A 23,768-nucleotide genomic window follows, 5' to 3' on the forward strand; every position below is an offset into this window, starting at 1 on the left:
CTGTTTTATATCAGTCGGGTTTTACCGGATCATGACTTTCTCCAGCTGGGAAACATTTCCATCTGTAAGGCGAATCAGGTAAATTCCGGCAGGCTGCCCGCTGAGGTTCAGGCTGATGAGCGGGGCAGTTGCCCTTGGAGGGATGACTCCCCGGTGAATGATTTGCCCCTGAATAGTGGTGACGGTATATTCAACCCTGGCCGGATTGGCGGGCAGGGAAAGCGTGATATGTCCATCGGAAGGATTGGGGTAAACCATGAAGCGCAGGCTTCGTTCAGGACTAGTAATGCTAACCGTTGATTGCTGGAAGATGGCTTTTGCCGTGGTGTTCTCATTCAGGGTCAGGGTGATGGTCTCCGTATCAAGGGTCTCTTCGCCGGGCATCAGCAGCCAATTGTCGAATTCCCAACCTGAAGCTGCGGTGGCAGTTAGTTCCACATTACTGCCTTCCTCATAATAATGGGTTCCTGGTTCTGGTTCAGTTGTGCCTTGTCCTTCCGTTTCCACCATCAGCATGATGTTGTTGGGGCCTAACACTTCAATGTAATCCTCACGGGTAACCTGAATGTCATCGTTTGCGGTGAGGCTGATGGTCTTCAGGCCGCTGGTCTGGTAAACCACAGTATGTGGTCCGGCCCCTTCTGCTGCCGAAGGCTCAGCCCCTTCGCCAAAGTTCCAGACGAAGTCATACTGGCCTTCGTCACAAAGCTGAAAAGTAATGGATTCTCCAACCATCAACTGCTGTTGGTCAGCATAAAAATCAACTCCCTGCCCATCCAGGAATAAACTGTAATATCCTTCTGGTGCTACCAAGGGCTTGGTACTGGTTTTGTTGTTCCCGTTGGTTGCGCTGAAATAGTAAAAGATCTCGGTATTACAATCCTGCCTGGGTACCCAGAACCTGAAGGTATCATTTTCGAGCAACATTTCTTCCGTAGTGAATCCAAGCTGGGGATCTTTTGTCCAATAAAATTGAGCTTCTGTAATATCTGAATAGCTGTGGATGGCTGCCTTCATCTCATAGGAATCCTGCCAGGAAGGGAGGGTGTCGGGGCTAGCATGGGCAAACAGGATAGGATCGTCAGCAGCGATTTCCCTTGCGATGCAATGGATGGCGCCACTGGCCCCTATGACCGACTCCATGTTAATACCCACAATATTGCAGCCGGGCATGGCATCCTCATAGATCTGCAGGGCCTGACTATCAGGAAAGAGCCCGTAGATGGGCACCAGCACCAAGTCGTTCAGGATCAGGGAATTGGTATAGGTACGATAGGAGGTGTAGGGGGAATAGGATCCGGAAGAACTGGCAGGCATTGGGATTCGTACTACCTTGTATTGTCTGTCGTATACACTGGGAAAATTCTGAAGGACCGCCTGCAGATTGTTCTCAATATAAGGGCCATCGGATACCCCAGTGGGGAACTCTCCAACCAGGAGGGTCTCCTCGTTGATCAGCTTCATGTGCATATCGATGTGGCTGATGTTATCGTAGGGCAACTCAGGCATTTTGATGTAGCGATCAATACCCAGGTAATTGTGGGCAATGTTGTCAATCTGCGTTACCGAGAGGCTGCTGTTTTCAGCCAGGATGAGTTCGGAAGAGAATCCGGTGCCAAAGCCATCAGTCATAAAGTTTCCTCCGGTAGCGACCAGGCGATTGGGGCTGCTGGTCATCTGGTAAATGGGCAAGTCCAGGTGATCGGACATCACCACGGGTATCTGGTCGTCAAGGGGGCGGGGGCGGTTGTATACCCAGTCGGCAAAGGCCAGTTGGCCATCTTCTGCAAGATAAATGCTTTGGGGGCCGTAATCCCTTACCCATACCGAGTTAAAGGAGGCCTGAATAAAAACGATGTTGTCGAGGGATACATTACCTGAAGTAAGGTAATTCTGAACATTAGAAATATTTGAGCAAATAATGTAAACCGTAACCACCTCCCTGGCGTGTCGGACAATCTCACGCAACTCATAGGAATAACTGGCCCATGTCACAATGACGCCCTGCACTTCCTCAAACTCACCTGGGGCTCGTGGGATGCCAATAGGAGGGGAGGTGGATTTCCCTTCGGGAATGTTGTCCAGGTAATCCTGGAAGATGGCCTTTTCAGCCTCAGTCATCCAGTGGGGCAAGGGTTCCTGGGCAAACACTGAGGCATTTAAAAACAGGGAAATAAAGAAAAGGATTGTTAAGGGACGAAATAAAAACATTGCGGAGACAGAATTTATTAAGCTAGGATGATAGGGTCTCCAAAAGTAATGAATGATTCCGAAAGGAATCAGAATATTTCAAAATTTTCGAAGCCCGTAAGGGATGCCGGAGAAATGTCCATACTGGTGACATTCGCCCAAGAAGGTCCTTTGCTCACCCAAAGTTTGAACATCTCCAGTGCAGATTCCTCGCCTTCGGCTTCGATGTAAACACTGCCGTCGGAAAGGTTTCGGACGAATCCTGTTACTCCTGTTTCCTGTGCTTTGGCACGGGAATGATACCTGAATCCAACACCCTGGACTCGCCCCTGCACGCTGATGTGAATGGCTTTTTTCATCCTTTGACGATTTTCAGAAAGGAATGAGTTTCTCCACGCGCTTGTTGCGGACAAACCCGCTGATGATCAGCCGGGCATCGCGGTTGTCTGTTGCCGGCTGTAATATCATTTCCAGGTTGGCTGGTGTCATGGCCTGTACCTCCTCGGGAACGGCATAGCCTGCCGCGCTGAACCTTCCGCCTTCGATCATGATCAGGTATTTTTCTCCATGGCGGCGGCCCTTGTCAACGATGATCATGTTTTGAGAGGGCATTGAAGCGTTTTCCAGGGCCTCTCTGACCCGTTGGTTATAACTCTGGGGAGGTTCAATCCCCAGGCAGGCGCCCCGGCATTGCTTTACGGCATATTGGAAGCAAGCTCCGCTGGTGGGGAAAAGACCACTGAGATTCTGGCAAAGATTGTATTTCTCAACAAGCTTAAAGAGAAAATCCCTGCCCATTTCCTTGTTGGCAAAACTGGTATGTGGTGTCTGGGAGCTGCTGGTCTTTTCGACTTTCAGGTTCAGGTATCCTTCCGGATCGGTGAAGCTATAGAGCCCATAATTAAAAAAATTGCGGCGCTGCCGGCGGTTAAACAATGGCTGGTGGCGCTTGATCTCTTCCGATTCCAGCAGAAGTGCGGCCAGTTCACTCCCTGTTTCCTCGTAGTCAACCCGCATAACCTGGCCGGCCATCTTCAAGGCTTTCTGCGATTTCAACGAGCTGAAGTGGCTCATGACGCGTTGGCGGATGCTTTTGCTTTTCCCGATGTAGATAATTTCATCCTTTTCATTGAAGAAGTAATAAACCCCTGTCCGGGGAGGAAGGGCCTCCAGATGTTCTTCTGAAAGAGATGGATTCATCGCCTGTCGGGGGCTGAAAGGACCCGGAAAGCCATTGAGGAAGCCCTCGGGATGTTCCTTGAGTAGCCGTTCAAAGAGTTTTACCGTGGCCAGGGCATCACCAGCTGCCCGGTGGCGATTGTTTATGCTGATACCCAATTCCTGGCAAAGCCTGCCAAGGCTGTAGGAGGTCTTGCCGGGCAGTAACTTCCGGCTCAACTTAACGGTGCAGACGTGATTCCGGTTGAAATCATAACCCAGGGTTTTGAATTCATTGCGGACGAAGTTGTAATCGAAACTTGCATTGTGGGCAACGAAAACCGTATTCTGCGTCAGTTGAACAATTTCTTTGGCGATCTCAAAAAATCTGGGAGCCCGGGCTACCATTTCATCAGTAATGCCCGTCATACGGGTGATGAAAGGCGGAATACGCCGTTCAGGATTGATCAGGGTGTTGTATTCCCGGACCACCTGCTTGCCATCGTGGATGAAGACGGCAATTTCGGTGATCTTGTCACGGTAGGGATTACCCCCTGTGGTTTCGATGTCGATGATGGCGTACATGGGCCTTGGCCTGAAATACCCTCAAAATTAATGATTTTTATCAGCCGTTGCCCGGCTCGTGAAAGGGTATTGTTATTATTGCTTATTCGCTTGCATTACCCGTATGTCTTGACAAGAGGGCTGTGTGGCATTCTTAACCAAACGTTCGAAACGCCCGTCGGATAAGGATAAGTTGTAGATGTCGGTTTGTCGTTGTCCCTGGGTCTTTTTTCCCGAGAAGATGATACCCAGGCTATCGCTGCTCCAGTTGAAGTCGCTGATGAATAATTCTTCAGGAGAGATCCTGGTTGTCGATTTGTCCAATTCATCAAAGAGGAAAAGAGTCAGTGATGTTTTCCTTGGCCTTCCAATTGGTTCTTCTGGGCCTGTTCCAATCAACCAGCGATTGCCATCAGGAGAGGGAAGAACAACCGTAGATTCGTTGTAGTGCAGCGAGCCAAATTTCTCTTTCATTACGGCGTGTCCAATGAGCATACCGGTTTTTTCAAACTGATACAAGAAACGGGTGTCGTGCGCATAAATGGATTCTCCATCGGGCGCCCAGGAAGGGGAAATGATGTTAACACCCTCACGGGCAATGACATACTTGTTCTCTTCACGGGCGTGGCCTACGATGGCCACCTGATAGGACGAACCTTTAAAGTCCACCCTGGCTGAAAACAGAAAGCGGTTTTCGGTGGGCGACCATACGGGGTTCCAGGAGGTGCCTTGCACATCTTCAATAATATTTGTGTTGCGATTGGGGAAATCCAGAATGGCTATGCGCTGTTTGTTGCCGACATTATTCACATAAGCCAGGTAGCGTCCGTCGAAAGACAAGGCAGGCTCTGTGCCGGGGCCTACTTCCGTATAAGTATTATCCTTTAGCCCGGCGACATGGATGGTCCCATCCGAAACATAGGTAATACGCTCCTTGAAAACAGGTTCCTGCTCCGGCTGTTTGCAAGAATAAAAGGTTAGCAAGGAAGTGAGAAATAAAAATAATAAAAATCCTTTCAGGGATAAGATGGTGTTTCTGGTCATAATCATTTGATTCATACGCGGATTCCGTCCGGAAAATTTGCAAAGGTACAGTGTTTTAACGCAAAAACCGCGCCGGGATTTTTTCTGTCCTGCAATTATTCCTTTGGTTTTGCCAGCAATAAGTATTTTTAATTTGATTTTCAGCAAACTATAAAGAAACCGATTATAAAAAAAGCCGGAACGCTTTGTTTCGTTCCGGCTTTTGGCATTCAAAAAAAGATTTTGTCAAAGTTGTGAAGTACAATTGGGACAACGGGTTGCTTTGATTGGAATCTGAGTCAGGCAATAGGGGCACTCCTTGGTAGTTGGTTCGGGAGCAGGTGCCGGTGCTTCCTTTTTCTTCAGTTTATTAATCCATCGGATTACAAAGAAAATGGAGAGGGCAATCAGCAGAAAGTCGATGACGGTATTGATAAAAACTCCGTAATTAATGGTGGCTGCTCCAGCCTCGGTTGCTTCTGCGAGGGTAGCATAGCTAACATCACCCAGCGTGTAAAACAGGTTGGCAAAATCTACCCCTCCTAGCAATTTCCCTATGGGAGGCATAATAATGTCGCTAACCAGGGAGGAAATAATCTTTCCAAAGGCACCTCCGATGATGATACCAACTGCCATGTCAATCACATTGCCTTTTACGGCAAATTCCTTAAACTCTTTTGTAAATGATGCCATAATTGATGTGTTTTGGTTAGTAATTCCTGAAAACCGATTCCCATAGAGGAAATCCCCGTAAATTTAAAATAAAATATGAATTAAATGTGTGAAATATTTTTATAAATCGTGTTCTTAAGCTAACCGCTGTTGTTGATTCTAAGAAGAAATGGCCACTGGAAGATCAATGAAATGACACTTTTGGCAAAAAGGATGGGTTTGGTTGTTTTGCCACATTTTTCTGAAGCTTTGGTACCCGCGGCTGTTCAGGATTTCCATCAGGGGTTTTTCAAAGGCATTTCCAAACGTAAGTTCCTTTGGGAAGGGTTTGGCGCAACAGGGGGCTACCTCTCCGTTCCAGCAGACGTAAAAATGCGACCAGGGGAAGGGGCAGTTTTTGAAACCTTTCTCCGGGTTATGTTCCCAGAAGGTGGTTTCAATGCCGGAATACTTTGCACGTGCCTGATCCAGTTCCTGTTTGGCTGCCGCAAATTCCTCTGAAAGATAAAAATCATAATACGATACATCAATGCCTGTAACAGCCGCCAGGTTAAAGATGGTAAAATTTACGAACCGGATGCCCACTTGACTGGCAAAGGCCAGCAGTTGGCTCATCTGAAAGTAGTTTTCTTTGGTTACCACCATGTTTAGCATCAGGTCGGTGGAAGAGCCTCTCAAGATACTGGATAACTGCGAAAGGTTAGCCGAAAAAGTCTTGAAGTCAGAACCCTGCCGGATTCGGTCATATACCTCATCCAACCCGTCAATGCTGACCTGCAGGGTGTCGATTTTATTCCTGAGTTTGTTGGCGTATTCTTTGGTCTTGGGGGCATAAGCATTAACGGAAGCAGAGATCACGATGCCCTGGTTTTTCGAGCGGATATAATCAACCACTTCTTCCAGGTGGGGATACAGAAAGGTCTCACCCATTCCGGTCAGGCCGATAGAGTCCAGGTAAGGCCAGGTCTTGTCGATGATTCTTTTGGCGTGCTGCAGATCCATAAACCCCTTGTCCATGGCTTTCCCATACCCGTATTCGCGCGGGCATATGGTGCAATGGATATTGCAGTGGGCGCTCAGTTCGAGCATAATCGTGGATGGATGTGCCACCCAGGTGCTGCCGGTGGCTTTCAGCCCATAATGACGGAATTTGTTGCCGGCATAGCTGAAAAAAGCCTTGCCGCCCGGTAGTTGTTTCAGCCGCTTGATGGCCTTGTTGAGCCTTCTTCTGGTCATATACAGTAATTTGCCTCTGAAACCCCGCTTGCTAATGGACGTTCCTGAATCCCTCCATCAGATTCGGTTGGCTCAAAGGGCTGCTTTCTTATGAGGATTATGGATTGTTAAGATCCTTGGCATTCGGCACCAAAATTAATTAAAATCACATTAAACATTCATTGATGAATGTTTTTGTAATTTTAAGGCTCGAAAATTAAATCTTTCATTCTAACTAATTCTATTTTTATGAAACGCTTATTTCTGCTGTTGTTTCCAATACTAATGCTGGCCTCCTGTGGCGGCCCGAAAACCTGGGGAGAAGCCGAAGCCCCTATCGCCGAACAAAAGGAAGAAATGCTGATCGCCCATGGGGATACCCGTATTGACTTTTACTACTGGTTGCGGGAAAGAGAAAGCCCTGAGGTGATTGCCTATCTCGAAGCGGAAAATACCTATCTCGAAGCAAAGATGAATTTCACCGCTGAATTACAGGACACCCTTTTCGAAGAAATGAAAGGCCGCATCAAGGAAGACGACCAGTCAGCGCCTTTCCTGTCTAATGGCTTTTATTATTACACCCGCTATGAGAAGGGTCACGAATACCCCATTTATTGCAGGCGCGAAGGCAGCATGGATACCGCCGAAGAAATCCTGCTCAATGTCAATGAACTGGCCGAAGGTTATCCTTATTTCAATGTAGGTGATTACGATATTAGCCTCAACAACAAACTGATGGCCTTTAGCATTGACACCATGGGCCGAAGGCAGTATACCATCCTGTTTAAGGATCTGGAAACGGGAACCATCACTGAAAGCAAGTTGCCCAACCTGAGTGGGAATGTGGTCTGGGCTGCCGACCATGCCACCGTGTTCTATACCTCCATTGACCCGGTGACCCTGCGTTACGACCGTGTATACCGGTATCATTTCATGAATGGTGAAGTGCCCGTGGAGGTATATTATGAAGCCGATGAAACCTTTTACAATATGGGCGTTTCGCGCTCAAAAGACGATCGTTTTATTATGATTAACATCAGCAGCACGCTGAGCAATGAGGTTCGTTACCTGTCAGCAGACCAGCCCGAGAGCACCTTTCAGATTTTTCAGGAACGGCAGCCCGATATGTTGTATGAGGTGGCTCCCTGGAAAGATAAGTTTTATGTCACCACCAATCTTGAGGCACAAAACTTTCGCCTGATGGAGACCCCGATCAATTCCACCGACATGAGCCACTGGGAGGAAGTAATCGCCCACCGCAGCGACGTATTGCTCGAAGGCATTGAAGTATTTACCGATTATCTTGTTCTTCAGGAACGCAGCAAGGGGTTGCGGCAGTTGCGTGTGATTCATCAGGCCGACGGGCAGGAACACTACCTGCCTTTTGAAGAAGAAGCCTATACCGCCGGTATCAGCGCGAACGCCGTAATGAATACCCCTTTGCTCCGCTACAGCTATACCTCGTTGACAACCCCCATGAGCCAGTACGACTATAACATGGAGACAGGTGAGGCAACGCTTGTAAAACAACAGGAGGTGCTGGGCGATTTTGACCCGGTCAACTATGAAACCCGCCGTTTCTATGTTACTGCCCGCGATGGGGCAGAAGTGCCCGTCACTATGGTTTACACTAAAGGCATTGAAAAGAACGGCAATAACCCGCTCTTGCTTTATGGGTATGGTTCTTATGGTATCACCACAGATCCGCGCTTTAGCTCCAACGTGCTCAGTTTGCTAGACCGGGGTTTCATTTATGCAATGGCGCATATCAGGGGTGGACAGGAAATGGGCCGGCAGTGGTACGAAGATGGCAAGTTGCTGAAAAAGATAAATACCTTTTACGATTTCATCGACATTGCCGATTTTCTGGTGGCTGAAGGCTATACCAATCCTGAAAAGCTCTTTGCCAGCGGCGGCAGCGCCGGCGGTTTGCTGGTGGGTGCTGTAATCAACCAGCGTCCGGAGTTGTTCAAAGGCGTGATAGCAGCCGTTCCCTTTGTGGATGTGGTCACCACCATGCTCGATGAAACCATCCCTTTGACTACAGCCGAGTACGACGAATGGGGTAACCCCAATGTCAAGGAGTATTACGACTATATGCTGTCGTATTCGCCCTATGATAACGTCATCCCCGCGGAATACCCCAATATACTGGTCACGGCCGGACTTCACGATTCACAGGTGCAGTATTGGGAGCCCGCCAAGTGGGTGGCCAAGCTACGGCAAAATAATACCGGCGATAACATGATCCTGCTCTATACCAATATGGAAGCCGGCCATGGGGGCGCCTCAGGCAGGTTCCGTCGCCTCAGGGAAGTGGCTCGTCAATATGCTTTCCTGCTGGAACTGGCTAAGTAATAAAGATTACTTCAGCCCGAAAAGTTTTTCGAGGACTTCCTTGACATACTCAATGCAGGCCTCGCTTTTTACAACATAGTTGTAAATGCCTGTGTCCTGCACCTGGGCTATCAGGTCGACATCCTGCTGCGCCGACATGACGATGATCTCGGTAGCAGGGGTTATCGACCTGATGGTCTTGATCAGGTCAATGTCTTCTTCGTCGTTTAAGCCGGTGATAAGGACTTCAGGTTCCTCGTCAATGCGGCTCAGGAGGGTTCGCCCGTCAGGGAAATTCTCGACCGAAATGCCGTGTATGGCAGACAGGCAAAGCCGCAGAAGCATGCCTTCAGTCTTGTTGTCTTCGTGGATAAAGACTTTCTTAAATGGGGGAGGATTCATCCCGGATGCTTTTGTGACGGGTTAATGCGTTCAAAGATATCATTTTTTGGAATGCGTGAGGAAAGCGTGTGAAGCAAACCGCTGGAATCTGACTACTGTGCATTTTAATCGTATTTTTGCTAAAAAACAGACTTCAAATGAAAGCATCGGTTGAAATTAGCATGTATCCCCTGGGCCGCGAATATATACCCGATATCAAGGCATTCATTGAGCGGATGAAAAGCCATCACGGCATCATCTGCGAAGTGAACGGGATGAGCACCCAGCTTTTTGGCGATTACCGTGAGATTATGAATGCCCTCACGGAAGAAATGGAAGCTTCATTCCGGCAAAATGGCACAAGTGTTTTTGTGCTCAAAATTGTCAATGCCTTTTTGCAGCAATAGCTTAGACAGTGAGCCAAACCCTCAAGATTGCCATCACAGGGCCTGAGTCCACCGGCAAGAGCTGGCTGGCTGAAGGCCTGGCCTCGCATTACCAGGCCCCCTTTGTGCCTGAATATGCTCGCACCTATATCGATGGGCTATCGCGGGACTATGAAAAACAGGATCTCCTGCAAATAGCCAAAGGACAGATTGCTGCCCAGCAGGAAATGGAGCTGCAAGCCCCAGTGATGCTCTTATGCGACACCGAGCTGATTGTGATCAAAGTGTGGAGCCTGCATAAATACGGGACCTGCGACCCTTTTATTCTCAGTGCCATTGAAAGGCAGGATTTCGATCTGTACCTTTTATGCAATATAGACCTGCCCTGGGAATTCGATGAGCAGCGTGAGCATCCCCACTTGCGGCAATTTTTCTTAAACTGGTACCAGAAAGAACTGGAGTATTACGGCTTTCCCTATGCCGTGGTCAGGGGCCTGGGTGAGGAGCGTTTGATGTGTGCCGTTGAAGCTGTGGAGAAAGTAGTGAGATGTGAGAAGTGAGTGATGAGTGATGAGAGGTGTGTGGAGGGTGAAATATTGTGAGTTCAGGAGATTTGTCAAAAATTCTTACAAGACATTGAAAATTAAGGTTTTATATGATAATCTTAAACCTTGAACAACGACCTTTGGACCTTGAACCTGAAACCTTGAACTTGAAACCTTAAGCTTTGAACCTTGAAACCTTAAGCTTTGAACCTTGAATAAAAAGAACGTATAATGAGTGCTGACGGTCATATCAGACAATACATTCACCTCCACTTTATTGTGGTGCTGCTGGGTTTTACAGCCATCATCGGGGCCCTGATCACCCTGCCTGCGGCCGACCTGGTTTGGTTCCGGATGTTTTTTGCCTTTCTTGGTCTTTGGGTGTTCCTGCTTTGGCGTAAGATCCCTTACCGCTTGAAGGGGCGCGATATGCTGAGACTTTTCGGGATTGGACTGGTGGTGGCACTCCACTGGATCACCTTCTTCCACGCGGTTAAGGTGTCCAATGTTTCGGTGACCCTCGGGGTGTTTGCCTCTGCCACTTTGTTTACCAGTTTCCTGGAACCCGCCCTTCAGCGCAGGAGGATCTTTTGGCTTGAAGTGATGATCGGGCTGGTGACCCTTACCGGGATTTATATCATCTTCCAATACGAGTTCAGGTATATTGAAGGGATCCTGTTTTCATTGACTTCCGCATTCCTCAATGGCTTATTTGCCGTTTTGAACCGTAACATCAGCCTGCGCCACCACCATACGGTGATCAGTTTTTATGAAATGCTTGGGGGATTTATTTTCATTACCCTGTTCTTTGCCGTGACCGGGCAATTGAGTTTGTCCAGCCTGAGCCTGTCGGGTTCTGACCTTTTCTGGTTGCTGGTGCTCAGCCTGGTCTGCACCTCTTATGCTTTTACCGCCATTGTTGATATCATGAAGGTGCTCTCGGCCTATACCGTGATGCTGGCCATAAACCTCGAACCCGTTTACGGAATTATTATGGCTTACTTCATTTTCCCCGGCGCTGAACGGATGTCGGTGGGCTTTTACCTGGGGGCTTCCCTGATCGTTTTGTCCGTCCTGAGTTATCCTTACCTAAAACGTAAGATCAGAAAAATACCTGATTGAATCCTCTTTGCGGGCAAAGGCTATAAAGCCAGGGTTGTTAAGCATTTCCTTGTTATAGGTAAAAGGGGTGTGCCGGGTGATGTGAAACACCTCGCCCCCCTGTGCCAGCAGAATAGCATGCCCGGCCGCCGTGTCCCATTCCCAGGTGGGTGAATAGCGGATATAAAGATCGGACCAGCCTTCTGCCAGGTCGCCAAATTTCAGGGCGCTGCCTTTTCCTATCAACTTTACCTGCCCCATTTGCTTACCAATCTGTTCAATCAGCCCCTGGGTCTGTTCTTCCATATGCGAACGGCTCACAGATATGGCAATGCTTTTTTTTGAAGGGGATGGTTTTAAAATTGAAGAATGAGACAGAAGACTTTCCACCGTGATCTCCTCAGCCAGATTCAGGTTCTCCAGCTTATAGGCCCCGTCGCCCACGATGCCCCACCAGGCCTCGCCCTTAACAGGAGCCAGGATGACTCCTGCGATGGGCCGGTTGCGATACATCAGGCCGATGTTGATGGCAAACTCGCCGTTGCGGCTGATAAATTCCTTGGTGCCATCCAGGGGGTCCACCAGCCAGAAATATTCCCATGGCTTACGCAGGGCATAATCTTCAATGCGGGTTTCCTCACTGATGACCGGAATGCCAGTGGCTGTAAGGGCTTTTGTCAGGATGTCGTTCGAGCGGCGGTCGGCAAGCGTGATGGGACTGCCATCAGCCTTGTCCTCATAATCAAAAGGGGTGACATAAATACCCATGATGGCTGCAGAGGCCTGACGGCCGGCTTTCATCGCCACTGAAACCAGGCTATATAAATCGCTTTTGCTTTTCACTGAAGAATTATTATTTGGACAGGTGAATTTAGGACTTTCTTCCAGAACAATATTCATCAGGGTTTGTTAATAAGGAAAATAACTTTAAACCCGTATCTGTATGAACCGCAATAAAACAATGATTCTTTTTTCATTCCTTATGGTTGCCGCTTTGACGACAGGCCTTTCCTCAACGGTATTTGCACAGGATGATGCCCGCAAGACCCTTCACGATTTCAAGGTCGAGGATATCTATGGCGATCCCTTTGACTTGTCAAGCCTGGCAGGCAAAAAAGTAATGGTTGTCAACACCGCCTCAAAATGCGGACTGACCCCTCAGTTTGAAGACCTTGAGAAACTCTACCAGGAATACCGCGAAAGCGGATTCGTGATCATTGGTTTCCCAGCCAACAACTTCATGAACCAGGAGCCCGGTTCGAATGAAGAGATCATTGAGTTTTGCCAGTCGAACTACGGGGTATCCTTTCCCATGATGACTAAAATTTCTGTGAAGGGCGACGACATGGCGCCCCTCTACCAGTGGCTGACCCAAAAGAGCCAGAATGGCAAACTAGATGCTAAAGTAACCTGGAATTTCCAGAAGTTTCTCATTGACGAACAGGGAAACCTGGTTGATGTTTTGTCACCCCGCGAGAAGCCTTATTCCGAAAAGGTCATCGCCTGGCTCAATCAATAAAAGCTCCTTTCTGAAAGAAATGCAGCCCCGGAAACCCGGGGCTTTTTTGTTTCCATCACAGGGTTGCTTCTGTGCCCAGAGGGGTTTGAGACGGAGTTAATACGGAGTTTATACGGTTTAAACCGTATAAACTCCGTATAAACTACGTATTAACTCCGTATTAACTATAAATCAGGTCTGGTGCTTGTAGCCCTATGGATCTTCTGAAAGTCTCGCCAATCCTAAGATATCCATCTATTTTTACGAAACTCTCATTTCCTTTTTAAAAGATGGGTTTGTGAGCAAGAATTCATATGGAAACTTTTGTTTTTCTATAAAAGCCAAAGATTGGGCATTTATTTTATCTTTGTAGGTTGTACCTAAATTGTTGCTACACACTCATGCAGCCCCCTCAATACAACGGCTTCGAAAACGAATTTCAGCTGGTGTTTGCTATCACTGAAAACCCGCCAATGGGCTTCATGATCGAGCCTTTTGCGGTGAAGGTCATCGGGCAGCGGCAGTTTAGCTATGAATTTCACCGGATCAACCCTGTCACTGCCGGCGATTTTTTCCCCGGCATGACCCAGCCTTACAGGCAACTACTGAAGCTTTACGGAAACTATGCCGAGGAGGCTTTGCTGAAGCGGTTTAACAAGGAGAATATTAAGCCCAGCCAGTTTTTTGAAAGTCTTACCCCCGAATTTGTTGCGGAGCATCTCCGGCCCCTGATTGATAAAACAATGGCTGAAATGGCCAGTGTGCTGTTAAAAAATGGGCTTCCACTTCACTATAAAGGACTGAAGGATGACAGGATCCTCGAGGAGAGCATTCCGGTGGCGCTGGGATTGGTTGAGCCCGTTTTTTATTTTCAGCGTCTTGAAAGCGGCCTGCGTTATCGCCTCCTGTTGTTTCACCAAAATGAGGAGCTTTCACTGAAAGGGGAGGATGCTTTGATGCTGGGGTTGAAACCCTGCCTGTTGATCATTGAGGGCCAGTTATTCCGTTTCGATAAGGAGTGGGACGGGAAGAAACTGAACCCTTTCTTTACCCGTGATGAGATCATGGTTCCCAAGTCTTCTGAAAGGGCTTATTTTCAGAAATTTGTGATGGATGCCATCAGGCATTATAGGGTGGAGGCAGAAGGCTTTGAGATCGTTACCCTGCAAGCCTCACCCAAGCCTGTCCTGAAATTGGAACAAAATTGGCAAAATCATTGGTCCTTGCAACTAGCCTTTCGTTATGGGGATGAGGTTTTTGGTCCTGGCGATGAGGGGATATCGAAAGTTTCCCTGAAGGAGGAAAGGGGAACATTTGTTTTCTCCAAGGTAGCCCGCGACCTTACTGTTGAGAATCAATGGGTTGATAAAATGGAGTCCCTGGGCTTGGTCAACCGCAAGGGGGATGGTTTTTATTTGTGGTATCCTGCAAAAAAGACGGAAACCTCGGGCGAGGAGGCAGTATTGGCTGGGCTTTACGACTACCTTGACTGGCTTGCGGCCTACAGCGAAGCCCTCGACATGGATAACATAGAGGTGCAGAAAGACGAAGGAACGGGTAGTTTTTTTTTAGGCAGACCCCAGGTAAGCCTGGAGGTAACCGACCGCAATGATTGGTTTGATTTGTATGGTACGGTGAGTTTTGGCCCTCACCGCATTCCCTTTCTCAGGTTAAAAAATCATATCCTTCATGGCATTCGTGAGTTCAGTCTTCCCGATGGCACGATAGGGCTGATTCCTTCGGAATGGTTCGGGCAATACCAGGACGTGATGAAGTTTGCGTTGGGCAAAGGAAGCACCCTTCAGCTGAAAAGGCACCATTTTACTTTGCTTGGGCAACTGAAAGAGACCAGCACGCCGGTGAAAGGGCTTGATGAGGCCATGAAGAATTTCACGCCCCCGCCGCTTCCAACCGGCATCGAGGTTCAATTGCGGCCCTATCAGCTCCAGGGCTTTCAGTGGATGAGCTTTTTATATCAGCATCGCCTGGGGGGCTGTCTGGCCGATGACATGGGCCTTGGAAAAACCCTACAGACCCTGGCCATACTGCTCCATGCCCACAGAGAAGCATCAGGGGAAGATAAGGCTGTTACGCCCCCGGAAGCACCACCGCCTAATCCTCCGCAGAGGCAGCTGGGACTTTTTGACGATGGTTCAGGGGAAGCGCCCCCTTCCCATCGGGGCACCTCCTTGCTGGTGATGCCGCTTTCGCTGATTCACAACTGGTTGCGTGAGATTTACCGGTTTACGCCCCAGTTAAAGGTGCTGCAGCATACCGGTCCGGCACGGAAAACCTGTACCAGGGCCTTTCTTCCCTATGACCTGGTCCTGACAACCTATGGTACCGTGCGCAACGATATCCAGTTGTTCGAAGGTTTCCAGTTTAATTATGTGGTGCTAGATGAAAGCCAGATCATAAAAAACGCGGAATCAAAGATCTTTCATGCCATTAAGAAACTCAAGGCCAGGCACCGGCTGGTGCTTACAGGAACCCCGGTTGAAAACTCCCTGACCGACTTATGGGCGCAGTTTTCTTTTCTTAATCCCGGGCTGCTGGGCAACCTCAATTACTACCGGGAGGAGTTTGTGTTGCCTGTTGAAAAAAATAATGATTTACGCAAACAACAAAAACTTCACACCCTGATCGAGCCATTTATCCTGCGGCGTACCAAGTCGGAGGTGGCCAAAGAATTGCCTGAACTTACGGAGACGGTTCGTTACTGCGAGATGTCTGAAGAGCATCGCAAGTATTATGAGACAAAAAAATCGCAGATACGCAACCTGATATTGGAGCAGGTTGAGCACCAGGGGATGGACCGCTCGCGCTTCTTTATCCTGAGCAGCCTGATGAAGCTGCGGTTGATGGCGAACCATCCCTTTATGGTGGATCCCGAGTATGCCTTTGATTCGGGCAAGTTTATTGAAGTGCGCGAAAACATCGGGAAGGTTTTGGCCGAAGGCCATAAAGTGCTCATCTTTTCCCAGTTTGTGAAACACCTGAATATTTACCGGCATTATCTTGATGGGCAGGGTTTGCCTTATAATTTGCTGACCGGGCAGATGCCGGAGAAGGAACGTGGAAGGCTGATCAGCGAATTTCAGCACGATCCGGACAAGAGGCTGTTCCTGATCTCGCTGAAGGCTGGTGGCCTGGGCCTGAACCTTACTGGTGCCGATTATGTTTTTATGCTGGACCCCTGGTGGAACCCGGCCGTGGAGAAGCAAGCCATCAACAGGGCGCATCGCATCGGCCAGAAAAAGAATGTGTTTGTGTATAAATTCATCACCCGTGATACCGTGGAGGAAAAGATCCTGAGCTTGCAACAGCGCAAATCTACCCTCGCCGGTATGTTGATCGATCAAAACAACCCCCTGAAAAATATGGGGCTGAATGAGATCAGAGACCTGATCAATTAAGGCAATTAATGCTTCAAAAGAAATGGAGAACAGAAAAGGATGATCTTTTCTATCTCTGGTTTTCCATGAACTGGCGCAGGGTAAGAACGCCTGCCCCGGGATCAACGAAACAATTGCATCTCACTAAGGCGGTTTCAATGGCATCTACCGTTGAAAGCAAGTCGCTTCGGTTGACGGCACCCATATGGCCCACCCTGAAATACCTTCCCTTTATGTCGGGCAGCAGGCCTCCTGCCAAAATAATACCTGCTTGAGAGATATGTCCCAGCAGTTCAGCGCCTTTCACCCCTTCGGGAAAATAGGGGGCGGAAAGAGTATTGGCAGATGCCTTCTCGCTTTGCGGGATCATTTTCAGCCCCAGGGCTTTCATTGCCGCGCGGAAAGCCTGACCAGTGAGGAGATGCCTTTTGAAGCGATTTTCCAAACCTTCTTTCAGGATCAATTCCAGGCTTTTCTCCAGGGCGATGATCAGGTTTACGGCAGGCGTGCCAAAGTAGGAAGGAGTCCGCTTCTCGTAGGCTTTCATGATGGGCAGCCATTGGGCCCAGTCGCCATAATAATTTCCCACAGGCGTCTCTCGGTTTTCGAACGCCTGCATGGCTTTTGGTGAGACAACAAACAAGGCCAGTCCCGGGGGCACGCCAATAGCTTTTTGAGAGGCGGTCAGCACCACATCAATGCCCCATTCTTCCTGTCGGATCTCTTCGCCTGCTACCGAGCATACTCCATCGAGGATCGTCAGCACATCATATTTTTTGCCGAGGGCACCCAGGGCTTTGGCATCATTGAGAACAGCGGTCGAAGTGTCTACATGGGTAAAGGTCATCAGCTTGTATTTCCTTAACATGAGCTGCGCTTCCACTTGTTCCATTGGTACAATGTCGCCTGTCTCCGCTTTCAGGATTTCTACCTGCGCGCCATAGCGTTTAAGCAATTCGGCATAACGTTCGCCAAAATAGCCTGTGGACACCACTAGGGCAGGGTCGCCGGCTTCAATCAGGTTGGCTCCGACCGAATCCATGGCCAGAGTGCCGGTGCCGGCAAGGATAAAAGGTTGGCCCGAAGGGCATTGCCAAACATCGCGCATCATTTCAAGCGAATGGCCAAAGGTTTCAATGAAAGACGGATCCACGTGGCTTGGTGTGGGGATGGCCATGGATTGCATCACTTCGGGTTCAAACTCAATGGGGCCAGGGATCATTAATAATTTTCGTCCTTTCATAATGGTATTTTTTATCTTTTATTTTTTATGATGTTGGATTTAGCTTTCTTTCTGATATTATCTATCCCCGGCTATTTGGGCAGGTCCGGTGGCTTTCGATGATGAGTGGCTTGTTCGTAGGCAAAGGTAAGTCTTAGCAGGGTAGGTTCGTCGAACATCCTGCCCAGGAATTGTATTCCGGCTGGCAGATTATTACCTGTATACCCCATGGGAATGGTAAATGCCGGTTGTCCTGTGTGGGGAGCGATGATCTGGCTGTTGTCGCCCCTGTATTCTTCGCGGAAGTTGTCAATGCCGGCGGGCGGATAGTTCCAGGAGGGGTATACCAGGGCGTCCAGATCCAGTGCATCCATGACCTGTTCAATGGCTTCCCGGAAGGCGATACTCCGGGGATCCTGGTATACATCCAGGCACTCTTTCACAAGGTTTTGATCCCTGCCTGAATGATCTTTGAAATAGGTCAATGAACCGGAAGCATAGTCGGAGTGGGTGCCAATGCGAATGATGTCTTCCAGGGTGCGCAGGGTGTCGCGCTCTACCCAGGTGTCGAGGAAGGCTTCTATGTCTTTCCGGAAGTCGGCGCACCAAAGGTTTTGCTGCAAATCACTGAATTCCGGGATCGAAACAGAGTCAATGATTTCAGCACCCCGGGCCTTCATGTCTTCCAGAGCCTGGCTGAACAAAGCCAGGATCTCGGGGTGGATGTCCTCGTAGCTTAAGGCGCCCAGCACCCCGATGCGTGCTCCTTTCAGGCCTTCTGGTTCCAGGTACTGAAGATAATTTGCAGGAATTTTTCCTTCTGAATATCTTGTTACAGGATCCAGTGGGTCATAGCCGGCCATGATTTCCATGACCCTCGTGGCATCTTCTACTGAGCGGCACAAGGGACCCACGATATCGTTGCGCAAGTAGAGGGGAACAATGGCACTGCGGCTGATCAATCCCTGGGTGGTGCGAAACCCTACCAGTGCGCAATGAGAGGAGGGTCCGCGAATGGAATTTCCGGTATCTGTTCCCAAACCAATAACAGCCTGGTTGGCAGCTATCGAAGCTGCTGTCCCGCCACTTGAACCTGCCGGGACGTGATCCAGGTTGTAGGGGTTACGGGTGGTGCCTGCTGTGGAACTTTCTGTATGCATCGGGCTGAAGGCCCATTCGGCCATGTTTGACTTTGCCAGGATAATGGCTCCTGCTTCTCTGAGCTTCCGGATGACAAAGGCATCCTCAGCGGGGATGTAATCTTTTAATGCCAGGGCCCCTGCGGTAGTGGGCAGGCCGGCTGTATTGATGTTGTCCTTGACGATGAGCGGAATACCGTGAAGGGGCCTGAGAATCCCGGTTTCCCTGTATTCCCGGTCTAACTCCTTTGCTAGTTCCAGGGCAACAGGATTGATGACGGTGAGGGCATTGAGGGTGTCATTCAAATGCTCAATCCGTTTCAGGTAACCCTCAACCAGTTGCACGCTTGTCAGCGTACCTTCCTCGAAGGCACGATGGATGTCGGCAATGGTTAATTCAAGCATATTCAGGGGTTCAGCAGGTTTGGAATCATTACAACCAAAGGTACCTGTCAATAGCAAAATTACAAGGGATAAAACAATGGATTTTTTCATTTTGGTCATATCATAAAATGTTTCAACGAGGCTTCAAGCATCAGCGAACAAGGATTTTCGGGGCAAAGGAAGCGGGCAGAGGCATTTGATAAACGGCATTTCTTAAGAATTCCCTGAAGGATTTGCAATCCCTGTATTGTTTTTGTTCCTCTACCGAAATAATCTCACCAATGCCCAGGCGCAGGTCTTTATTGCTTTTATTAAAGACTTCGTGAGGCAGTCTCAATAGCCGGATTCTCCAGTTGATCAACCCCAGGGAGTAAAAGAAGGGAGAATTGATGTCAAAGAAACGAATGGGCACAATAGGTACCCTGGCTATTTGGATCAGTCGAATGATACTTTCCTGCCATTGCCGGTCCCGGATGCGCATTTCCCTCAGGCTGAAATCCGACACCGCCCCTGAGGGAAAAAACCCTACCGGATGGTTTTCCTTCAGGTGGGAAAGGGTTTCGCGGACCCCCTTCAAGCTGGCAGCTGTGATATCTTTTTTTTTGTTCCCGGTGGGGGTAACAGTAATGAAATGCTCACTCATGGTTTTGATCAGGGCGAGGAACTGATTGACCATGTATTTGTAATCGGCGCGTAAATGCCCGAACAGATCGATGAGGATGACCCCATCCAGCGCTCCGTATGGATGATTGCTGATGGTAATGAAGGCTCCCTCAGGCAATTGTTTGAGCCGTTCAGGATTGCCCAATATATAATTTACCTTCAAGTCTTCGAGTATGCTTGCGGCAAAGTCAGCTCCGCTGCAATGGCTTGAGCGATCGTACAGCGCATTGACCTTGTCGACGGCGGTCAGATGAAGGAAAAAATCAGCCAGTTTTTGGCCGCTTTTCCCTTTAAAAACAGGGGATAATCGCCCGAGATATTCTGTACTAATGATTCCCATACTTTTTCCGAAACTGCTTTCTTTAGTTTGCGTTCCCGAGGTATTCCTAAAGTTTTTTTACAAAGCAGCGGGCACGTTTGTGCTGCCGGAATTCAAACCTGTGCCAAAGGTTCTGCACTTTGTGGTTTTCTTCCAACTCACGTGTAGTTTCCACATTGGTAATCCCGCTTTCAATGGAGGCATTCCCGATGTCATAAAAGATCAGGGCATTCACGCCTTTATCTTTGTAATCGCTGTCCACGGCAATGAGCAAGGAATCGAGGGTGTCGTTTCGCTTCAAGGCCTTCTGAATATGGAAAATTCCAAATGGAAATAATTTCCCTTTCCCTTTCTGCAAGGCCTTGGAAAGCGATGGAAGGGCAAAACCAAACCCCACGATTTTATTGTTGGTATTCTTGACCACTGATATTAAATCCAGCCTGATTATCGGGACGAACTGCTTTTTTAAGGACTCGATTTGTCCCACGGAAAGTTGCGAAAAGCCGTGAATGCTATCGTATTCCTTATTTAAAAGTGCAAAGATTTCATCGAGATGTTGTAACAGCTCCTTCTTACTTTTGAATCGGATCGAATGCAGGTTGTGCCTTTCCTGAATGATGTTGGCCATTTTGATATACTTTTCAGGCAAGGCCTTGGGTACTTTTACATTAAATTCCAGCCAGTCTACTTCTTTTTCATACCCAAGTTTTTCAATCATCGGTCCGTAATAGGGGAAGTTATATTTTCCATAAACTGTAGGGATTTCTTCAAATCCTTCGACCAATATGCCAGAGACATCAAAATCAGTCATTCCCAGGGGGCCATGCGTATACTTCAAATTTTTTTCGATGGCCCAGTTTTCAACGGTTTGCATCAGGGCTTTCAGAACATATTCATCCTCAATAAAATCAAGCCAACCGAAACGCATAAAACTTGTGCCGGTCTTTTCGTTATAAACAGGATTGATTATGCCTGCGATACGGCCAAGGATACGATCGTTTTCATCACAGGCCAGCCAGTACCTGATCTCACAAAATTCGAAAGCTGGATTTTTTGTCCGGGATAAAGTTTCCAGTTCTCCTGAAATTAGTGGGGGAACATAAAAAGCATTGCCTTGATAAAGTTTGTTTGGAAATACAACAAACCGCTTCAAGTCCTTGCGGGTGGTAACCTCCTTGATGATAACCTTCATAAGTTCGGTTTTTAATAAGCCAATGCGGTCAGGTGAGCGGCCAAGGAACTCCTTTGCCAATATAAAATCAAATTTACCCTTTTTACGAAATGAAGGATATAATTCCCTGAATAAATTCGAGGCTTTCTTTTTCAATCTGACCGGTCAGTGCAGACAGGTCATTGAAATCAGGCTTGTTTACGAGGGTGTGTTTAAAAATAGCGTCCATGCCTTTTCCCGGGTCTGTCAGCGGATATTTGTCCCAGCCCTTTTCCTTAAAAAACTTCCGGTATTGGTTTTGAACCTCTTTGTTCACGGCGGCAAGCCAAACTTCAAAGCGAAGTTGCTCGTGAAGGAAGACGATGGCAATCTTTAAGTCCTTTTGTTTCAATAATGGATGTGTAAAGGAAAAATAAGTCATATCCATGGTTCCCAAAAAAAGGCTCCCTGATACGAAAAAATCAGGGTATTTTCCCTTGAAGTACAAGCGCAAGCCCATGAGGTATTTAAGCAAACCCCTATAAGCCAACTTTATGCTGCCCTTGTCCATCTGCTTTTTATATTCTCCAATGTGATCGTTTAGTGTAGGCATATCCCTTTTAGTATTTTCCTCCCGTTTGCTTCAGCCTAAAAAAGATCCGGGGCCTCATTTGTGACAATCAATTTTACGGATAAAAAAAATGGAGGCTGATACGATGGCCATCAACAACAAAAAGAAAGGCTGGAATCCAAATTTCTCAATTGCCAATCCGCCAGCCAAAGGGAATAGGGCAGGCAAAATATTGCCTGCTCCTGCAAAACCGGTATATACGGCTCTTTTTTCGCGGCTTGATATTTCGAGCAAGATTCCGTTCATGCTGATGGTGTATAAGGAAAAAATTACGCCTCCTGCAATAAAGATATACCTGAGGGTATATTCGTTCCTGATAAGAAGGGTGCTGATGATAAGCATTATGGAAAGCAATGCATTCAGGTAGAGAATGGGATTGTATTTTATCCTTTTGGATGCCAGGTAAACCAGGAGGCTAACCGATACCACCCCAATGACTTTAAAGATCAGGAAATTCCCTGTGTCGTTGCTCTGTGTGTTCAGGGTCTCTTTAGCGTAAAGCATGACAAATGGCAGGAATGAGATCATCAAACCCTGGGTGTTGATGAACCCCAGAAAATAGATTAGTTTGGGGTTGGCGGATAATTCGGATCTCAGCAATCGGAGAAAAGTCCTGATGCTATTGATCTTTAATGCCGAGGGTTCAACTTCCCTGATTTTCCAAAAGCCCCCTGAGGCGATAAACAGGAGGGTGGCCCCAATAAAGAACATGGCGGCAAAATTGACAGGATAAACAAAAGCGGTGAGCACTTGCTTTGCCAATACAGCAGATACCAGGACAACACCACCAGCGATTAATTGCTTGGCAGAGAAGAAGGTTTTTCGTTTTTTTTCATCCACGCTTTTCCCAAGGATGTCTGTGTAGCTGATATTGGTAAAAGCCCCTGCCAGGGAGAAACTGGTGATGAAAAGGAAAATAAACCAAAGAATATTGTTGGAGGGATTTCCCCTAAGATAAAACAGAATGAACCCCAGCGCAAAAAGAGATAGCACCCTGACGTTGATGCCCAGCAGCAGGAACTTCTTCTTAAAAGCTTTGTTGCTCACATAGGGGGCAAACAATAGCTGAGAAAAACTTGAACCTCCCAGCATGATGGCAGTCATGATGCCGATATGCAGGGCCCCTCCGCCCGATTCAATAACCATGGCGGGAATGATGGTATCAACATCCATAAAGTTCTGGGCCAATGCAAGGAATCCTGCGTGCCAGAGAAAGGCATAAAAGTTATGGGCAGAAATTTTAGGTGAAAGTGTCATTAAAAATATTCTTCCCGGTGAATTCTGATCTTATTATTCTGGAAAAAGTCAAACAAATTTAATCCTTCCCTCATTCATTTATGCTATTTATTTTCCTTCTTTGAATTTTTTAGTGCTTTTTCTTTTTGATCCAGATGAAATGATTGATTCATTTTTTCTTAATTGCCCTCAATAAGAGGTTTGAAGTTCATGGCAGGCCGATTGCCTTTTTTGACGACCTGAACCTAAACCACGGTGATTCAGGAAAGCCGTGAAATCCAGACCTGATTAAACCATAAAACGGTGAAATCCTTTTATTAATTAAAAAGAATATCCGGATTGGTTTTGCAGAATTTACGGTCTGGTTATTCAATCGCCGAATGGAAATTGGAAGTTTTACTTGTAACCAAAGATTTAAGAAAAAGGTGCATCCTGATGGTAATTATTTGAACAGACTTCCCTGTTAAGAAGAATATTTAATCAGCGGTTCATTTTTTTTGTGTCAAAGGCTGGATAAAATCTGGTTGTAATCAGAAAAAGATGACGATACGGGATGGAC

Annotated in this window: 20 protein-coding genes; 6 read left to right on the plus strand and 14 right to left on the minus strand. The window is 47.7% G+C overall.

Going from position 1 to position 23,768, the window contains the following annotated elements; genetic code table 11:
- Positions 1 to 21 precede the first annotated feature (21 nt).
- The 6 genes from V2I46_14390 to V2I46_14415 all read right to left on the minus strand — a co-directional run bounded on the left by V2I46_14390 (position 22) and on the right by V2I46_14415 (position 6,843).
- Entirely contained in the window at positions 22 to 2,211 is a 2,190-nt protein-coding gene (locus V2I46_14390; protein ID MEE4178691.1) for an agmatine deiminase family protein, read from the minus strand.
- Between the two features lie 68 nt (positions 2,212 to 2,279).
- A complete protein-coding gene (locus tag V2I46_14395) occupies positions 2,280 to 2,549 on the minus strand; it encodes an acylphosphatase (protein MEE4178692.1) in 270 nt (89 codons plus the stop codon).
- Between the two features lie 13 nt (positions 2,550 to 2,562).
- Positions 2,563 to 3,933 carry an exonuclease domain-containing protein gene (locus tag V2I46_14400; GenBank protein ID MEE4178693.1) on the minus strand — a complete coding sequence of 457 codons (1,371 nt, stop codon included), beginning with the start codon at positions 3,931 to 3,933 and terminating at the stop codon, positions 2,563 to 2,565.
- A gap of 75 nt (positions 3,934 to 4,008) precedes the next feature.
- Entirely contained in the window at positions 4,009 to 4,956 is a 948-nt protein-coding gene (locus V2I46_14405) for a hypothetical protein (protein MEE4178694.1), read from the minus strand.
- A gap of 225 nt (positions 4,957 to 5,181) precedes the next feature.
- A complete protein-coding gene (mscL, locus tag V2I46_14410) occupies positions 5,182 to 5,628 on the minus strand; it encodes a large conductance mechanosensitive channel protein MscL (protein MEE4178695.1) in 447 nt (148 codons plus the stop codon).
- A 138-nt stretch (positions 5,629 to 5,766) separates the two neighbouring features.
- Positions 5,767 to 6,843 (minus strand): radical SAM protein, encoded by a 1,077-nt coding sequence (locus V2I46_14415; protein ID MEE4178696.1) that lies wholly within the window; start codon positions 6,841 to 6,843, stop codon positions 5,767 to 5,769.
- A gap of 228 nt (positions 6,844 to 7,071) precedes the next feature.
- Between V2I46_14415 and V2I46_14420 the strand changes: the two genes are divergently transcribed.
- A complete protein-coding gene (locus V2I46_14420; protein MEE4178697.1) occupies positions 7,072 to 9,180 on the plus strand; it encodes a S9 family peptidase in 2,109 nt (702 codons plus the stop codon).
- A gap of 6 nt (positions 9,181 to 9,186) precedes the next feature.
- Here the strand turns inward: V2I46_14420 and V2I46_14425 are convergent, their stop codons facing one another.
- Entirely contained in the window at positions 9,187 to 9,561 is a 375-nt protein-coding gene (locus V2I46_14425; protein MEE4178698.1) for a response regulator, read from the minus strand.
- 137 nt (positions 9,562 to 9,698) lie between these two features.
- Here V2I46_14425 and V2I46_14430 point away from each other — a divergent pair, with 137 nt between their 5' ends.
- The 3 genes from V2I46_14430 to V2I46_14440 all read left to right on the plus strand — a co-directional run bounded on the left by V2I46_14430 (position 9,699) and on the right by V2I46_14440 (position 11,593).
- Positions 9,699 to 9,947 carry a thiamine-binding protein gene (locus V2I46_14430; GenBank protein MEE4178699.1) on the plus strand — a complete coding sequence of 83 codons (249 nt, stop codon included), beginning with the start codon at positions 9,699 to 9,701 and terminating at the stop codon, positions 9,945 to 9,947.
- 8 nt (positions 9,948 to 9,955) lie between these two features.
- The gene (locus V2I46_14435; protein MEE4178700.1) at positions 9,956 to 10,486 is read left to right on the plus strand and encodes an ATP-binding protein; all 531 of its coding nucleotides are present in this window, start codon (positions 9,956 to 9,958) and stop codon (positions 10,484 to 10,486) included.
- A 216-nt stretch (positions 10,487 to 10,702) separates the two neighbouring features.
- Positions 10,703 to 11,593, plus strand: a complete 891-nt coding sequence (locus V2I46_14440; protein ID MEE4178701.1) for a DMT family transporter — start codon at positions 10,703 to 10,705, stop codon at positions 11,591 to 11,593.
- Here the strand turns inward: V2I46_14440 and V2I46_14445 are convergent.
- Positions 11,561 to 12,415 (minus strand): 3'(2'),5'-bisphosphate nucleotidase CysQ, encoded by an 855-nt coding sequence (locus V2I46_14445; protein ID MEE4178702.1) that lies wholly within the window; start codon positions 12,413 to 12,415, stop codon positions 11,561 to 11,563. The genes V2I46_14440 and V2I46_14445 overlap by 33 nt on opposite strands.
- A gap of 139 nt (positions 12,416 to 12,554) precedes the next feature.
- Here V2I46_14445 and V2I46_14450 point away from each other — a divergent pair, with 139 nt between their 5' ends.
- Together V2I46_14450 and V2I46_14455 are read left to right on the plus strand one after the other, a co-directional pair.
- Positions 12,555 to 13,091 (plus strand): glutathione peroxidase, encoded by a 537-nt coding sequence (locus V2I46_14450; protein ID MEE4178703.1) that lies wholly within the window; start codon positions 12,555 to 12,557, stop codon positions 13,089 to 13,091.
- Positions 13,092 to 13,471: 380 nt separating this feature from the next.
- Complete coding sequence (locus V2I46_14455; protein ID MEE4178704.1) at positions 13,472 to 16,486, plus strand: DEAD/DEAH box helicase; 3,015 nt, start codon at positions 13,472 to 13,474, stop codon at positions 16,484 to 16,486.
- A 49-nt stretch (positions 16,487 to 16,535) separates the two neighbouring features.
- Here the strand turns inward: V2I46_14455 and V2I46_14460 are convergent, their stop codons facing one another.
- From V2I46_14460 to V2I46_14485, 6 genes are all read right to left on the minus strand, one after another.
- Positions 16,536 to 17,708 carry an alanine--glyoxylate aminotransferase family protein gene (locus V2I46_14460; protein ID MEE4178705.1) on the minus strand — a complete coding sequence of 391 codons (1,173 nt, stop codon included), beginning with the start codon at positions 17,706 to 17,708 and terminating at the stop codon, positions 16,536 to 16,538.
- A gap of 71 nt (positions 17,709 to 17,779) precedes the next feature.
- Positions 17,780 to 19,330: an amidase gene (locus V2I46_14465; GenBank protein MEE4178706.1), complete on the minus strand. Its 1,551-nt coding sequence runs from the start codon at positions 19,328 to 19,330 to the stop codon at positions 17,780 to 17,782.
- Between the two features lie 31 nt (positions 19,331 to 19,361).
- Entirely contained in the window at positions 19,362 to 20,213 is an 852-nt protein-coding gene (locus V2I46_14470) for a 1-acyl-sn-glycerol-3-phosphate acyltransferase (GenBank protein MEE4178707.1), read from the minus strand.
- 46 nt (positions 20,214 to 20,259) lie between these two features.
- The gene (locus V2I46_14475; GenBank protein MEE4178708.1) at positions 20,260 to 21,384 is read right to left on the minus strand and encodes an N-acetyltransferase; all 1,125 of its coding nucleotides are present in this window, start codon (positions 21,382 to 21,384) and stop codon (positions 20,260 to 20,262) included.
- Positions 21,385 to 21,466: 82 nt separating this feature from the next.
- The gene (locus tag V2I46_14480; GenBank protein MEE4178709.1) at positions 21,467 to 21,955 is read right to left on the minus strand and encodes a hypothetical protein; all 489 of its coding nucleotides are present in this window, start codon (positions 21,953 to 21,955) and stop codon (positions 21,467 to 21,469) included.
- Between the two features lie 54 nt (positions 21,956 to 22,009).
- Positions 22,010 to 23,230 (minus strand): MFS transporter, encoded by a 1,221-nt coding sequence (locus V2I46_14485; GenBank protein ID MEE4178710.1) that lies wholly within the window; start codon positions 23,228 to 23,230, stop codon positions 22,010 to 22,012.
- Positions 23,231 to 23,768 lie beyond the last annotated feature (538 nt).

Source organism: Bacteroides sp. (genome assembly GCA_036351255.1).
In the GTDB taxonomy this organism is placed as follows: domain Bacteria; phylum Bacteroidota; class Bacteroidia; order Bacteroidales; family UBA7960; genus UBA7960.

Coding starts and splice junctions, on each gene's coding strand:
- V2I46_14390 (MEE4178691.1), bottom strand. CDS start 2,211: ATGTTTTTATTTCGTCCCTTAACAATCCTTTTCTTTATTTCCCTGTTT.
- V2I46_14395 (MEE4178692.1), bottom strand. CDS start 2,549: ATGAAAAAAGCCATTCACATCAGCGTGCAGGGGCGAGTCCAGGGTGTT.
- V2I46_14400 (MEE4178693.1), bottom strand. CDS start 3,933: ATGTACGCCATCATCGACATCGAAACCACAGGGGGTAATCCCTACCGT.
- V2I46_14405 (MEE4178694.1), bottom strand. CDS start 4,956: ATGACCAGAAACACCATCTTATCCCTGAAAGGATTTTTATTATTTTTA.
- mscL (MEE4178695.1), bottom strand. CDS start 5,628: ATGGCATCATTTACAAAAGAGTTTAAGGAATTTGCCGTAAAAGGCAAT.
- V2I46_14415 (MEE4178696.1), bottom strand. CDS start 6,843: ATGACCAGAAGAAGGCTCAACAAGGCCATCAAGCGGCTGAAACAACTA.
- V2I46_14420 (MEE4178697.1), top strand. CDS start 7,072: ATGAAACGCTTATTTCTGCTGTTGTTTCCAATACTAATGCTGGCCTCC.
- V2I46_14425 (MEE4178698.1), bottom strand. CDS start 9,561: ATGAATCCTCCCCCATTTAAGAAAGTCTTTATCCACGAAGACAACAAG.
- V2I46_14430 (MEE4178699.1), top strand. CDS start 9,699: ATGAAAGCATCGGTTGAAATTAGCATGTATCCCCTGGGCCGCGAATAT.
- V2I46_14440 (MEE4178701.1), top strand. CDS start 10,703: ATGAGTGCTGACGGTCATATCAGACAATACATTCACCTCCACTTTATT.
- V2I46_14450 (MEE4178703.1), top strand. CDS start 12,555: ATGGTTGCCGCTTTGACGACAGGCCTTTCCTCAACGGTATTTGCACAG.
- V2I46_14455 (MEE4178704.1), top strand. CDS start 13,472: ATGCAGCCCCCTCAATACAACGGCTTCGAAAACGAATTTCAGCTGGTG.
- V2I46_14460 (MEE4178705.1), bottom strand. CDS start 17,708: ATGAAAGGACGAAAATTATTAATGATCCCTGGCCCCATTGAGTTTGAA.
- V2I46_14465 (MEE4178706.1), bottom strand. CDS start 19,330: ATGACCAAAATGAAAAAATCCATTGTTTTATCCCTTGTAATTTTGCTA.
- V2I46_14470 (MEE4178707.1), bottom strand. CDS start 20,213: ATGGGAATCATTAGTACAGAATATCTCGGGCGATTATCCCCTGTTTTT.
- V2I46_14475 (MEE4178708.1), bottom strand. CDS start 21,384: ATGAAGGTTATCATCAAGGAGGTTACCACCCGCAAGGACTTGAAGCGG.
- V2I46_14480 (MEE4178709.1), bottom strand. CDS start 21,955: ATGCCTACACTAAACGATCACATTGGAGAATATAAAAAGCAGATGGAC.
- V2I46_14485 (MEE4178710.1), bottom strand. CDS start 23,230: ATGACACTTTCACCTAAAATTTCTGCCCATAACTTTTATGCCTTTCTC.